At 73.2% G+C, this 13,468-nt stretch carries 10 protein-coding genes, 2 pseudogenes and 1 riboswitch; of the genes and pseudogenes, 7 read left to right on the top strand and 5 right to left on the bottom strand.

Going from position 1 to position 13,468, the window contains the following annotated elements; genetic code table 11:
• Positions 1–117 precede the first annotated feature (117 nt).
• Positions 118–1,637, bottom strand: a pseudogene (gene glpK / locus RB146_11745) (glycerol kinase GlpK).
• A 51-nt stretch (positions 1,638–1,688) separates the two neighbouring features.
• Positions 1,689–2,816, bottom strand: a complete 1,128-nt coding sequence (locus RB146_11750) for an FAD-dependent oxidoreductase (protein ID MDQ7829643.1) — start codon at positions 2,814–2,816, stop codon at positions 1,689–1,691.
• Positions 2,817–3,000: 184 nt separating this feature from the next.
• On the opposite strand from RB146_11750, the gene ugpB reads away from it, so the two are divergent.
• The 4 genes and pseudogenes from ugpB to RB146_11770 all read left to right on the top strand — a co-directional run bounded on the left by ugpB (position 3,001) and on the right by RB146_11770 (position 6,860).
• Positions 3,001–4,332 carry a sn-glycerol-3-phosphate ABC transporter substrate-binding protein UgpB gene (gene ugpB, locus RB146_11755; GenBank protein ID MDQ7829644.1) on the top strand — a complete coding sequence of 444 codons (1,332 nt, stop codon included), beginning with the start codon at positions 3,001–3,003 and terminating at the stop codon, positions 4,330–4,332.
• A gap of 92 nt (positions 4,333–4,424) precedes the next feature.
• Positions 4,425–5,306, top strand: coding sequence for a sn-glycerol-3-phosphate ABC transporter permease UgpA (gene ugpA, locus RB146_11760; protein ID MDQ7829645.1), 882 nt, complete (start codon positions 4,425–4,427; stop codon positions 5,304–5,306).
• A pseudogene (locus tag RB146_11765) lies at positions 5,306–6,030 on the top strand (ABC transporter permease subunit). Before ugpA ends, RB146_11765 begins: the two are co-directional and overlap by 1 nt.
• A gap of 5 nt (positions 6,031–6,035) precedes the next feature.
• The gene (locus RB146_11770; protein ID MDQ7829646.1) at positions 6,036–6,860 is read left to right on the top strand and encodes a glycerophosphodiester phosphodiesterase family protein; all 825 of its coding nucleotides are present in this window, start codon (positions 6,036–6,038) and stop codon (positions 6,858–6,860) included.
• Between the two features lie 23 nt (positions 6,861–6,883).
• On the opposite strand, the gene RB146_11775 is transcribed toward RB146_11770, so the two are convergent.
• Positions 6,884–7,024 carry a hypothetical protein gene (locus RB146_11775; GenBank protein MDQ7829647.1) on the bottom strand — a complete coding sequence of 47 codons (141 nt, stop codon included), beginning with the start codon at positions 7,022–7,024 and terminating at the stop codon, positions 6,884–6,886.
• Positions 6,998–7,068, top strand: a riboswitch (Fluoride riboswitch). Its footprint overlaps the gene before it by 27 nt.
• Before the next feature lie 34 nt (positions 7,069–7,102).
• On the opposite strand from RB146_11775, the gene RB146_11780 reads away from it, so the two are divergent.
• The gene (locus tag RB146_11780; protein ID MDQ7829648.1) at positions 7,103–7,624 is read left to right on the top strand and encodes a hypothetical protein; all 522 of its coding nucleotides are present in this window, start codon (positions 7,103–7,105) and stop codon (positions 7,622–7,624) included.
• Positions 7,609–8,259, top strand: coding sequence for a hypothetical protein (locus RB146_11785; GenBank protein ID MDQ7829649.1), 651 nt, complete (start codon positions 7,609–7,611; stop codon positions 8,257–8,259). The genes RB146_11780 and RB146_11785 overlap by 16 nt, the downstream gene beginning before the upstream one ends.
• On the opposite strand, the gene RB146_11790 is transcribed toward RB146_11785, so the two are convergent.
• Positions 8,141–9,055: an EamA family transporter gene (locus RB146_11790; GenBank protein MDQ7829650.1), complete on the bottom strand. Its 915-nt coding sequence runs from the start codon at positions 9,053–9,055 to the stop codon at positions 8,141–8,143. The genes RB146_11785 and RB146_11790 overlap by 119 nt on opposite strands.
• A 52-nt stretch (positions 9,056–9,107) precedes the next feature.
• A complete protein-coding gene (locus RB146_11795) occupies positions 9,108–10,394 on the bottom strand; it encodes an alkaline phosphatase D family protein (protein ID MDQ7829651.1) in 1,287 nt (428 codons plus the stop codon).
• 177 nt (positions 10,395–10,571) lie between these two features.
• On the opposite strand from RB146_11795, the gene RB146_11800 reads away from it, so the two are divergent.
• On the top strand, positions 10,572–13,430 hold the full coding sequence (locus tag RB146_11800) for a tetratricopeptide repeat protein (GenBank protein MDQ7829652.1): 2,859 nt from the start codon (positions 10,572–10,574) through the stop codon (positions 13,428–13,430).
• Positions 13,431–13,468: the final 38 nt, after the last annotated feature.

A 13,468-nucleotide genomic window follows, 5' to 3' on the forward strand; every position in this document is an offset into this window, starting at 1 on the left:
CGGCGCCCCGCCCATCGGGGCGCCACCCCTGCCGCCGAGGTGTAGCACGCGCGGGCAGCCCATCGCCGCCGGCACGGCCTGGTGCCCGAGGAACGCCTGGACCGTGCGGTGTCGGAATCACGGGGCGGAGAGCCGCTCCACCCACTCCCGGCTGCGCTCCACGGCCCGCCTCCACCCCCGGTAGCCGGCCTCGCGCCGGTCCGCAGACCAGCGGGGCTCGAAGACGCGGTCGACGCGCCAGTTGGCGCGCAGGTCTTCCAGTCCGCCCCAGATCCCCCTGGCCAGCCCCGCCATGTACGCGGCGCCCAGGGCCGTGGTTTCGCTCACCATGGGGCGCACCACAGGCACGCCCAGGATGTCCGCCTGCAGCTGCATCAGGAAGTCGTTGCGTACGGCCCCGCCATCCACCCGGAGGGCCGCCAGCTTCCGCCCGGCGTCCCGCTCCATCGCCTCCACCACCTCACGGGTCTGATAGCAGATGGCTTCCAGGCTGGCGCGGACCAGGTGGCGCCGGTCGGTGTAGCGGGTCAACCCGACGATCACCCCCCGGGCGTACATGTCCCAGTGCGGCGCGAACAGCCCCGAGAAGGCGGGCACGAAGTAGACGCCCCCGGTGTCCTCCACCGACCCGGCCACAGCTTCGCTCTCCGCCGCCGTGGCGATCAGCCCCAGGTTGTCCCGCAGCCACTGCACCGCCGCCCCGGTGATGGCGATGGACCCCTCCAGGGCATAGGCCCGCGGCCCAGACTGTAGGCGGCCGTGGTCAGCAGGCCGCTCGCGGAGGAGACGATGCGCTCGCCGGTGTTCATCAGCAGGAAGTTGCCGGTGCCGTAGGTGTTCTTGGTCTCCCCGGGCTCGTAGCAGGTCTGGCCCACCAGCGCCGCCTGCTGGTCGCCCAGGTCGCCGCAGACCGGCACCGGTCCGCCGGCGGGCCCGTCGGGATGCGTCATCCCGTAGAGATCGCTGGACGGCCGGACGGCCGGGAGGCAGCTCCCGGGGATGCCCAGGTAGCGGAGGAGCTCCTCGTCCCACTCCAGGGTGGCCAGGTCCAGGAGCATGGTCCGCGAGGCGTTGGTGCAGTCGGTGACGTGCACGCCGCCCCGCGGCCCGCCCGTGAGCCACCAGATCAGCCAGGTGTCCACGGTGCCGAACAGCGCCTCCCCGCGCTCCGCCAGGGCCCGCGCCCCGGGAACGTGCTCGAGGAGCCAGGCGAGCTTGGGACCGGAGAAGTACGTGGCGCTGACCAGGCCGGTGTGCTCCCGCAGGTAGGGCTCGAGGCCGTCGTCGATGATCCGCTGGCAGAGGTCCCGCGTGCGGGTGTCCTGCCAGACGATGGCGTTGTAGAGGGGGGTGCCGCTGCGGCGGTCCCACAGCAGCGTGGTCTCCCGCTGGTTGGTGATGCCCAGCGCACAGACCTCGGCGGGGGCGACGCCGCCCTTCGCCAGGGCCTCGCGCAGGACCGTGCAGGTGTTCTCCCAGAGCTCCATCGGGTCGTGCTCCACCCAGCCGGGCTGGGGGTAGATCTGCCGGTGCTCCCGGTAGGCGGTGGCTCGCACCTGCCCGTCACGGGTGAAGAGGATGCACCGGGTGCCGGTCGTCCCCTGGTCCAGTGCCGCCACGCAGCTCGGCTCAGCCACCTCCGCCTCCAGGTGTGCGCCCGCCGGCGGGCGTCATGGTGCCCCGCCGCGTCAGGCCAGATCCGCCAGCGCCTCCCGCTCGCGGTCCACCGCCGCCTCCCATCGCTCCCGCTGGCGTCTTCGTTCGGCGGCACTCCAGCCCAGCGCGGCGGTCATCAGCTCGCTGACCCGCTCCAGCGCCGCCTCCCCGGCGTCGTCGGCCAGCACGCTCAGGCGGGTGCGCAGGAACATCACGTCGGCCAGCGACACGGCCTGCTCCCGCTCGCAGGCGTAGACCACCTCTGCGGCCACGACCGGCAACCCGTCCACCAGCGGGTGCAGGAGGGTCGGGTCTGCCCCGGCCAGGGCCAGGACCTCCATCGACGCGCCGCCATAGCCGCGGAGCAGATGGCGTTGCTGCTCCGGTGCCAGCCCGCTGCTCGCCAGGGCCTGCTCGGCCTCGGCGAGCCCTGCCGACCCGACCAGGGGGAGGGTGGCGGTGCGGCAGGGACGACCTCCCCCGTCGCGGCGCGCCAGCAGGTCCACGGTCTCCTCGGCCATCTGCCGGTACGTCGTCAACTTCCCGCCGATGATGCTCACCAGGCCCCGGGGAGACTCCACCACGGCATGCCGGCGGGAGAGGTCGGCGACGCGCCCGCCGCCCCCCTCCATCAGCGGCCGCAGCCCCGCGCAGACGCCGACGACGTCTCCGGGCTCGACCCGCCGCAGGTACCGCCGGGCATGGCGCAGCAGGTAGGCGGCCTCCTGGCGGGAGGCTACCGGCCCGTCCAGCGGGCCCGTGTAGGGATCGTCGGTGGTCCCCAGCAGGGCACGCCCTGCCCAGGGCACGACAAAGGCGACCCGCCCGTCTTCGGTCTCCGGCAGGATCAGGGCCACCTCGGCGCCGAGCACCTCCCGGCGCAGCACCAGGTGCACGCCCTTGCTGGGCCGGAGGCGAAAGGCGGGCCGACCGTCCAGGGCGGCCACCTCCTCCGCCCACACGCCGGCGGCGTTGACCACGTGGCGGGCGCGGACCACCACGCTGCGGCCGGTGAGCCGGTCCTCGACCACCGCCCCCGCCACGCGGCCCCGGTCGGGCAGCAGCGACGCCGCACGGGCGTAGTTCACCGTCACGGCGCCAAACCGTCGTGCCGACGCCAGGACGGCGTGGGTCAGCCCGCACGTCGTCGGCCGCGGCATCGTACAGGAGGAAGGCGCTCTGCAGGCGCTCGGTCCGCAGGGCCGGCACCAGCGTAGTCGCCTCTGGGGCGGTCAGCCGGCGGTGGCGCAATCCGGCCGCCCGGGCCAGCCGGTCGTAGCCCCACAGGACGAGACCGACGGCAGCGGGCCCCGGCAGGATTCTCTCTTTGAGGGGGGTGGGGTGATGAAGGTCCGATGGCTGACGGTCGCCTGTCTGCTGGCGGTGCTGGCCCTGGCCTCACCGCCCGTGTCCGCCCAGCGTGTCACCATCGAGTTCTGGCACGCCATGCGCGGTCCGCTGGGAGAGGCCCTGGAGGGGATCGCCTCCCGGTTCAACGCCGCGCAGGCCCGTGTCCGCGTCAACCCCACGTTCAAGGGGTCCTATCCGGAGACCATGGTGGCGGCTATCGCGGCGTTCCGCGCGGGCAATGCGCCGCACATCGTGCAGATGTTCGAGGTCGGCACCGCCACCATGATGGCCGCCGGCCCGGCTATCAAACCCGTCTACCAGCTCTTCAAAGAGGCGGGCCTGCCCTTCGACCCCACCATCTACCTGCCGGCGGTGCGCGGCTACTACAGCGACGCCGCGGGGCGGATGGTGGCGATGCCCTTCAACAGCTCCACCCCGGTCCTCTGGTACAACAAGGACGCGTTCCGCAAGGCCGGGCTGGACCCCAACGCCCCGCCGAAGACCTGGGCGCAGCTCCGCGCGGCGGCGCAGCGCATCCGCGCGACCAACGCCGCTCCCTGCGGCTTCTCCACGGCCTGGCCCACGTGGGTGCAGTTCGAGAACTTCGGCGCCATCCACGACGTGCCGTTTGCGACCAGGGCCAACGGGTTTGAAGGCTTCGACGCCCAGCTGACCCTCAACGAGCCCCTCTACGTCCGCCACCTGGAGTTCCTCATGGACATGCTCCGGGAGGGCACCTTCAAGTACGGCGGGCGGGACGCCGCCGGGGACTCCCTCTTCCCGTCGGGGGAGTGCGCCATGGTCACCGCTTCCTCGGCACTGTACGGGCGCATCTCCCGGGAGGCCAAGTTCGACTGGGGGATCGCCTTCCTCCCCTACTACGACGACGTCAAGGGCGCGCCCAAGAACTCCATCATCGGCGGGGCGGCCTTCTGGGTGATGACCTCGCCGCGGCGGACAGCCGACGAGTACCGCGGCGTGGCCGAGTTCTTCCGCTTCCTCAGCTCCCCGGAGGAGACGGCCAAGTGGCACCAGGAGACGGGCTACGTGCCCATCACCTACACGGGGATGCAGCTGGCCATGGCCACCGGCTACTACCAGCGGTTCCCCTGGGCGGAACTGCCCATCAAGCAGCTCACCCGCACCCCGCCCACGAAGAACTCCAAGGGGCTGCGCCTGGGGAACATGCCCGAGATCCGGGTGGTCATCTACGAGGAGACGGAGAAGGCCTTCCAGGGGCAGCAGACGGCCAAGCAGGCGCTGGACCATGCCGTGCGTCGCGGCAACGAGATCCTGCGCCGCTTCCAGCAGACGGTGAGGCCGTGACCCCGGGTCGGCCGACCTGAGAGAGGGCCGGGCGGCCCCGTCCGTGACGGTTCGCCGGCGGGGCCGCCCGGCGGCGTGCTCCGCGCCGGGCCATGACCCGCCGCGCCATCTTCCCCGGCCGCCTGCTGCCCTACCTCCTGGTGGCGCCGCAGCTGGCGGTGGTCCTGGTCTTCTTCTACTGGCCGGCCGTCCAGGCCGTCGTCCAGTCCACCCTGCGCCAGGACCCCTTCGGGCTGCGCACCGAATTCGTCTGGTTCGAGCACTTCCGGCGCATCCTCAGCGACCCGTTCTACCTGGGCGCGCTGCGGACCACCTTCCTCTTCTCCGCCGCCGTGGTCCTGCTGGCCATGTCCGCCGGGCTGCTCCTGGCGGTGACGGCGGACAAGCAGATCCGCGGCGCCACCATCTACAAGACCCTGCTCATCTGGCCGTACGCGGTGGCGCCGGCGGTGGCCGCCGCCCTGTGGCTGTTCATCTTCCACCCCACCATCGGAATGCTGGGGCGGGCGCTGGTGCGCGCGGGGATTCCCTGGGACTACACGCTGAAGGGCACGCATGCCCTCCTGCTGGTCATCCTGGCCGCGGCCTGGAAGCAGGTCTCCTACAACTTCATCTTCTTCCTGGCCGGGCTGCAGTCCATCCCTCCGTCGCTGCTGGAGGCGGCGGCGGTGGACGGGGCGAGCGGGCGGCAGCGGTTCTGGCGAGTGACCTTCCCCGTGCTCTCGCCGACCACGTTCTTCCTGCTCATCGTCAACGTGATCTACGCCTTCTTCGACACCTTCGGGGTCATCCACGCGCTGACGCGCGGCGGCCCAGGCAAGGCCACGGAGACGCTGATCTACAAAGTGTACACGGACGGGGTGATCAACCTGGATTTGGGCGGCTCGTCAGCGCAGTCCGTGATCCTCCTCCTGGTGGTGATCACGCTCACGGCCATCCAGTTCAGGTACATCGAGCGGCGGGTGTACTACTGATGGCGCCGCGCTGGCGACGGGGCGACTGGACGACGCATCTGGTCCTACTGCTGGGAATGGCCCTCTTCGCCTTCCCCGTCTACCTGGCCTTCGTCGGTTCCACCCACGACCTGGGGACGGTGAGCCGGGGGGAGATGGGCCTGCTCCCCGGCTCCCACCTGGTGCGGAACTACGTCCAGGCCTGGACCACGGGCAGCGGCGAGCGGATCCGGGGGGCGCCGGTGCGGCAAATGATGCGCAACAGCCTGATCATGGGCCTGACCATTGCCGCGGGGAAGATCGCGTCTCCGACCTGGGCCTGGTCAATACCTTCCCCGGGCTGACCATCCCGCTGATCGCCTCGGCCACGGCCACCCTCATCTTCCGCCAGTTCTTCCTCACCGTTCCCGACGAGCTGGTGGACGCCGCCAAGGTGGACGGCGCGGGGCCCATGCGCTTCTTCTGGAGCGTCCTCCTGCCGCTCTCCTCCACCACCATCGCCGCGCTCTTCGTCATCCTCTTCATCTACGGGTGGAACCAGTACCTCTGGCCGCTGCTGATCACCACCAGCCAGCGCATGGAGACGGTGGTCATCGGCATCACCAAGATGATCGGCACCGGGGAGGCGCTGGTGGACTGGCCCATCATCATGGCCACGGCCCTGCTGGCCATGCTCCCGCCGGTGGTGGTGGTCGTCGTCATGCAGCGGTGGTTCGTCAGAGGGCTGACGGAGACGGAGAAGTGAGCCCCGTGGCCCGACGCGGGCCGCGGATCATCGCCCACCGGGGCGCGTCCGCGGAAGCGCCGGAGAACACCGCGGCGGCCTTTCGCCGGGCGCTGGCCACCGGGGTGGACGGCGTGGAGCTGGACGTGCACCTCTCCAGCGACGGGGTGCCCGTGGTTATCCACGACCCCCTCCTGGAGCGGACCACGGACGGCCGGGGTCCGGTGGGTGCCCTCCCCCTGTGGGCGCTGCGGCGCCTGGATGCGGGACGGTGGTTCGCCGGAGCGTTTGCCGGCGAGCGCATCCCGACGCTGGCCGAGGCGCTGGCGCTGCTGCGCCCGGTACGCGTGATCGCCGAGATCAAGCGCCCGCCGCGGCCCGCTCCAGGCCTGGCGCGGCGCGTGGCCGAGGCGATCCGCCAGTCCGGGCACCCCGCGGTCACGGTCTCCTCCTTCGACCACCCGCTGCTGCTGGAGGTACGGGACCACCTGCCCCAGGTCCGCACCGCGGTGCTGTACGTGGCCCGGCCGGTGGACCCCCTGCGGCTGGCCCGAGACGCCGCTGCCAGCGTGCTCCACCCGCACTGGTCGCTGCTGTCGGCGGACGTGGTGGAGGCGGCGCACGCGGGCGGGCTGGAGGTAGAGACCTGGGTCGTCGACGAGCCGGAGGAGATGGCCCGCGTGGTGGCCATGGGGGTCGACGGGGTGATGACCAACCACCCGCAGCGGCTGCGGGCGGTCCTGGCCCGGTTGGGCTTCCCCCTGCCGCCTCCCGCGGGACCACGGTCTGGCAGCCCGCAGCCTGCGACGCGGTCCGCTCGGACGCGGTCGCCGCGACGGTGCCGCGGGTAACGGGGCAGGCCACCGCGCACTATCTACGCCCGGGGGTGGCGCCACTCGACCAGCACGCTGGCCATCGCATCCGAGCCGTGCTCCCCGGTCTCCAGGTTGAGGACTGTAGGGTGGCAGCCTATACTGGGGTCGAAGCGCATAGCTCCGGCGATGGAGCTCGCCATGTGCCCGGGGGGATGCCCCGCGGGCTGATAGCTCCTACTGACCGCTGGGTCGGTGGGGGCTTTTTTGATGGGCAGACCATGACACCCCCAAGGACGGTCGAGGTCGAGCTCCTGGCGTACGACGCCCGCGACGTCGTGCGCGCGGCCGGTGGAGAGGGAGCCGAGCTTCCCCACCGACTGGGAGCGCTGCTCGGGGAGGGCCTGGAGCAGTACATCCGGGACGAGGCGGAGTGGAGCACACTGGCAGCAATCGTCGGGGGAGCGGGCGGATCGGTGGGAGAATCGGGGGCCCGTCGCCTGCAGATCCTGAGGCGACGGGAAGCGGAGGCGCTGGTGGTGTCGATGCGGGCCCGCACCATCGCCAGCGAAGTGGAGGTACAGCGCCTCAGCGCCAGGGTAGCGGCGCTGGAGGAGGAGAACGCGCACTTTAAGGCCAGGATGCTCCAGTTGCGTGCGGAGATCCCCCGGCTGCAGCGGCGGCGGGACCAGCTGCACAGCGTGCTCGAGGGTCAGGCTCCGGAGCGGGCCCACCCGTGCTCGCTGGCGGCACGCCTGGCCGCACGCCTGCAACGGCTGTGGCGGCGGTGGGCGATGCCGTGACCAACCTGGTCTTCCCTGCCCTGGCCCGCCTTGCCGTGGCCATCCCCGGCGCCCTCCTGGAGCGGCTGGAGGCCTTCGTGGCTGAGCGCGGCTGGAACCTGCAGGATGGGGTCCGGATCCTGCTGGCTTACGGTGCGGCCCTCCACGCCCCAGGCCCGGGGGACCCCACGGCCGAAGAGACGGTGAACGCCTGGGGCGCCGCCAGGGCCGAGCTCGCCCTCCTGCGCCATCGGGCCTACCTGGCAGACGAGAGCGTGCGGACGCTGCGCATGAACGTCACAGCCCTCGAGGCGGCCAACGCGCAGTACCGGCGATCCCTTCCCGCCGTAGAGGCAGAGGTGGCGCGGCTGGCGGCCGCGGTGCGGGCACTGGAAGCGCGGTGCGACGAGCAGGGGGTGACTCCTCCGCCGGAGGCGCCCCGCCAGCCGGCGGCAGCCGTGGGCCCCCTCGACGTGTTCCACCGCCTCCGTGCCGCCCGCCGGGACACGGGGCCGCCGGCCGGCGGGATGACCGCGTTCACCCGGCGGGAGGTGACGCCTGGAAGGCCGTCGGCTGCCGACCCTGCTCCGGGCGAAACTGGATCAGGCCCGTCGCCAGCAGGACCAGGGCGCCTCCCAGGACCTGGCGCGTGGTGAGGACCTCGTCCAGGAGGACGGAGGCCGCTCCGGCCGCCACCAGCGGCTCCAGCATGGCGGTGAGCGCGGCCTCGCTCGCGGTCAGGTGCCGCAGCGCGGCCAGGTACAGACCGAACGGCACGAGCGTGGCCAGGACCGCCAGGTGGGTGAAGAGCAGCCACTGCACCGGCGCGTAGCCCGCCGTGAACGTCTGCCACGGCGGCGCGACCGGGGCCATCGCCAGCGCACCTACCCCCAGCGCCAGCACCAGCGCTGCCCACGGATCCACCCGCACCACCTGGCGCCGCGCCAGCAGGCTGTGCGCCGCGAAGGTGACGGCGGCGCCCAAGCCCCACAGCAAACCGGCTGGCGTCGTCTGCAGGCCCTGCGGCGAGACGACCAGCAGGTAGGAGCCACTCACGGCCACCGCCACCGCCAGGGCGCGCAACGGCGTGAGCGGCCGGCGCTCGACCACCCGCTCCCAGAGGACCAGCAGGACCGGAGCCAGGTAGGCCAGGAAGATCGCCGTGGCCACGGTGGTCAGGCTGACGGTGACGTAGTAGGTGTACGACCCGGCCAGCTGGGCGAGGCCGACCGCGGCGATGGGGAGGCGGTGGCGCCAGGCCTGGCGCAGGGCCGCCGGGCGGGTGAGCGCGACCAGGAGGAACCCGACGGCGAACGCCAGCGTCAGCCGCACCGCCATGAGCGCGCTCGGCGCCACCGCCTGGTTGAAGAGGGCCTTGGCCACCACCCCGCTCAGCCCCCACAGGACGGCCGACGCCGTTACCGCCAGGTAGCCGCGGGCCCGGGCGCTCATGCTCCAGCCTCACCGCCCCCTCGCGCAGCCCTCACGGCCATGTCCGTGCGGCCTACTGGCGGGAGGGCAGCGCGGTCCGGAAGCGGTAGAGGAGGTCGCCGCGGTGGTCGTACCACTCCAGGGTCAGCCACCCCGGGGCCACGCGCACGACCCCGAAGTTGAAGCGGGCGAATCCCCACCAGAGCGTGGCCGGTCGTCCCGCGGCGGGCGGGTCCGGGTTGGGAAAGGCCGCCAGCGGTCCCGCGATCCCTTCCAGCACTCCCTCCGGGTGGCGCAGCAGCGCCGGGTAGTGGACGTCGCCGCTCAGCACCACCACGCCGCGCACGTCGCGGGCGCGCAGGAAGGCCAGGATCTCGTCGCGCTCGTGCGCGTAGCCCTCCCAGGAGTCCCGCCCGTGGTAGCGGAGGGGGACGCTGCTGGCGACGACCTTCACCGGCGCGGTGGAAGCGGCCAGGCCCTCCAGCAGCCACCGCTTCTGCCTGGCGCCCAGCATGGTCTTGCCGGGCCCGTCGGGGTGGCGGGCGGGCGAGCGGTACTGCCGGGTGTCCAGGAGGAAGACCTCGAGCAGCGCCCCCCACCGCACGCGACGGTAGAGTCGCCCGGGCTCTTCGCGCGACGGCCGCACCGGCCAGGCTTCCAGGAAGGCGCGGCGGCCCACGTCGAGCCGCGGATGCGAGGCGTCGAAGTTGTTGGCCACCTCGTGGTCGTCCCAGGTGGCCCACACCGCCGTCCGGGCAAGCGCTGCCTGCAGGTGCGGGTCGGCCCGGTTGGCCCGGTACTTGGCGCGGTACTGGGCCAGGGTGACGGCCCGCTCGCCGACGTCCGCGTACACCGTATCCCCCAGGAAGAGGAAGAGGTCGGGCTGCAGCCGCGCCAGGGCGTCGAAGATGCGGAAGGGGCGGAACTCCTCTCCGGTGTCGGCGCTCCACGCCACCGTCACGGAGGCGGCGCTCCCGGGTGGGGGCGGGGTGACGAAGGTCCCGAGAGGGCTCTGTACCCCTCCCTGCCTGAACCGGTAGGTATAGCGCGTGCCGGCGGCCAGCCGGTTCACCTCGACCTGCACGGCCAGGCCGTCGCCCGGGTGCGCCACGGCCTGCTCCGTCCTGCCACGGCGGAGGTCGGCACTGGTGCCCAGCAGGAGCGTCACCGGGCCGGGAGCGGGCGCGCGGGTCCACAGGACGGCGCGGTCCTGCAGGACGTCCCCGGCGGCCACGCCCTCGCCGAACGCCGGGGGCGCCGCGCGGGCGACAGGGAGCGGCGCTACCGCCACCGCACAGGCGCACGCCAGCACCATCCACCGCATGGCCGTGACGATCTTCGTGGCCGGACGATCTGCCATACGTGAAGGCTTCCGGCTCCGGAGGGCGGCTTCCTGGTGGGCTGCCCGCCGGGCGGTGCGGGGCACAGGCCCGCCGTCGACGGCGCGGGCCGGTGGTCACCCTCGCAGCCGCGACCGCACCCTGCCGGCGCGCAACGCCGGATGGCCAACGGTCGCGGCGGGGGGTACGCTACGGGTATGGCTGCCCCGTCGCGCCAGACCCTGACCTTCCTCTTCACCGACATCGAAGGCAGCACGCCCCTGTGGGAGCAGCACCACCAGGCGATGACCCTGGCGCTGACCCGGCACGACGCGCTGCTCCGCCAGGTGCTGGAGGAGCGGGGCGGCCACGTCTTCAAGCACGTGGGCGATGCGCTCTACGCGGCCTTCGGCAACGCGGCGGACGCGGTGGCCGCCGCAACGGCGGCGCAGGAGGCCCTCGCCCGAGAGCCCTGGCCGCTGCCGGAAGGGCTGCGCGTGCGCATGGCGGTGCACACCGGCAGTGCAGAACTGCGCGGGGGGGATTACGCCGGCCGCCCCCTGAACCTGGCGGCGCGGCTCGTCGCGGCCGGGCACGGCGGCCAGGTCGTCCTCTCCGACGCCACGCGCGCCCTGGTGGCCGGGGACCTGCCGCCGGGCGTCGAGCTGCGGGACCTGGGGCTCCACCGCCTGGCCGGGCTGGCCCACCCCGAGCGCATCTGGCAACTCCTCGTCCCGGGGCTCCCCGCCGACTTCCCGCCGCTGCGCACCCTGGACACCCTGCCCAACAACCTGCCGCGTCCCCTCACCACCTTTGTCGGGCGTGAGCGCGAGCTCGGGGAGATCGCCGCGCTGCTGCAGCGGACGCGGCTCGTCACCCTCACCGGCCCGGGCGGCGGGGGCAAGACGCGTCTCGCCCTGCAGGTGGCCTCGGACCTCCTGCGCCGCTTCCCGGACGGGGTGTGGTGGGTGGAACTGGCGGCGCTGCGCGACGAATCCCTCATCCCGCAGCGCATCGCCGCAGCCGTCGGCGTCCACGAAGAGGTGCACAGGCCGCTCGCCCTCACGCTGGCGGATGCGCTGGCCGCCAGGCGCCTGCTGCTGGTCGTCGACAACTGCGAGCACCTGCTGGCCGGGTGCGCCGAGGCGGCCCGCCACCTCCTGGAGCGCTGCCCGGAGCTCCGGGTCCTGGCGACGAGCCAGGAGCCCCTCGGCGTCCCCGGAGAGGTCGTCTACCGGGTGCGGCCGCTCGCGCTACCGGACCCGCAGGCCACACCCACGCTCACGGCTGCCGAGCAGTCAGAGGCGGTGCGCCTCTTCCTCGACCGGGCGGCGCTGAGCCAGCCGCGGTTCCGCCTGACCGAGGCCACCGCACCGGTGGTCCTGCAGATCTGCCGGCGGCTCGACGGCATCCCGCTGGCCATCGAGCTGGCCGCCGCGCGGCTGGGGGCCCTCTCGCTGGAGCAGGTGGCCTCGCGGCTGGACGACCGGTTTCGCCTCCTCACCCGCGGGGACCGCGGCGCCCCGACCCGCCACCAGATGCTGCGGGCGGCGCTGGACTGGAGCTACGACCTGCTCGCTGAAGCGGAGCGCACACTGCTACGGCGACTCGCGGTCTTCGCCGGCGGTTTCGACGTGGAGGCGGCGGAGGCGGTGACTGCCGACGACCCCGCAGGCGTGGCGTCCGGGACCGGCGACGGCACGCCGGCTGCGGGGGACGGACCGGGAGGCCGCCTGGCCGCCGCCGACGTGCTCGACGTGCTCAGCCGCCTGGTGGAGAAGTCCTTCGTCCTCTTCGACGAGGAGCGGGGCCGCTACACCCTCCTGGAGACCGTGCGGCTCTACGCCCAGGAGCACCTCGTCGCTGCCGGGGAGGAGCAGCACCTGCGCGACCGTCACCGCGACCACTACCTGGGGCTGGCCAGGCTCGCGGACCCGGCCCTGGGCCGGCCGGGGCAGGAAGGCTGGCTCGACCGCCTGGCGGCGGACCACGACAACCTGCGCACGGCCCTGGCCTGGAGCCTGGAGAGCGGGGCCGTCGACGCAGGGCTGCGCCTGGCGGGCCAGCTCTGGCGGTACTGGGAGATCCGCGGCCACTGGCGCGAGGGGCGGGCCTGGCTGGACGTCCTCCTCGACTGCGCCGGCGAGGCCTCCGCCGAGGTACGCGTGCCCGTCCTCAACGGGGCCGCCTTCTTCGCCTTCTTCCAGGGGGACTTCGCCCGGGGCGTGCAGCTGGCTCAGGAGAGCCTCGAGCTGGCCCGGCAGCTCGGCGACACGCGCAGTGCGGTGCACTGTCTGAACATCCTGGGGTTCGAGGCCTGTCGGATCGAGCGGTACGACGCTGCGGCCCAGCTGGGCGAAGAGAGCCTGGCCCTCAGCCGGCAGGTGGGCGACGCCTTGCCGCGGGCGAGCGCGCTGAGCGTGCTGGGGCTGGTGGCCCGCGGGCGCCGCCGCTACCAGGAGGCGCGAGGCCTGCTGGAGGAGGCGGTCCGGCTCGCCCGGGTCAACGGCGACCGCGCCCTCACCGCGCTCGTCCTCACCAACCTGGGGCTCGTCATCACCGAGCTGGGGGACTACGCCGAGGCCCGGCGCGTGCAGGAGGAGACCCTGGCCCTCACCCGGGCGATCGGCGACACCTACGGGATGGCCTTCGCGCTCAGCAACCTGGCCATCATCGCGTGGCACGAGGACGAGCGGGGACGGGCGGCGGCACTCTTCGCCGAGAGCCTGCGCCTGCGTCACCAGCTCGGGGAGCGCCGGGGGATGGCCACGGCGCTCACGGGGCTCGGGGTGGTGGCCGCGCGCGAGGGGCAGGCGGAACGGGCGGCGGTCCTGCTGGGCGCCGGGGAGGCGTTGCGCGAGAGGCTCGGCATCCCGCCGCCGCCCTTCATCCGGGACACCTACCCGGAGCACGTGGCCACCGTGCGGGACGCCCTGGGCGAGCACCGGTTTCAGGAGACCTGGGAGCACGGTCGGACGCTGCCGCTGGACAACGTCGTGGCCTACGCCGTCGGCGGTCGTCAGGCTGGACAGCCGCCGGGTGTGAGCTCGCCCGATCCGTCCGGGGCCACGACCTGATCGGGCGGACCCTGCGACCTGGCCAGCGCTTCCCGGGT

It is taken from the genome of Armatimonadota bacterium, from assembly GCA_031081585.1.
Classification (GTDB): domain Bacteria; phylum Sysuimicrobiota; class Sysuimicrobiia; order Sysuimicrobiales; family Humicultoraceae; genus Geohabitans; species Geohabitans tengchongensis.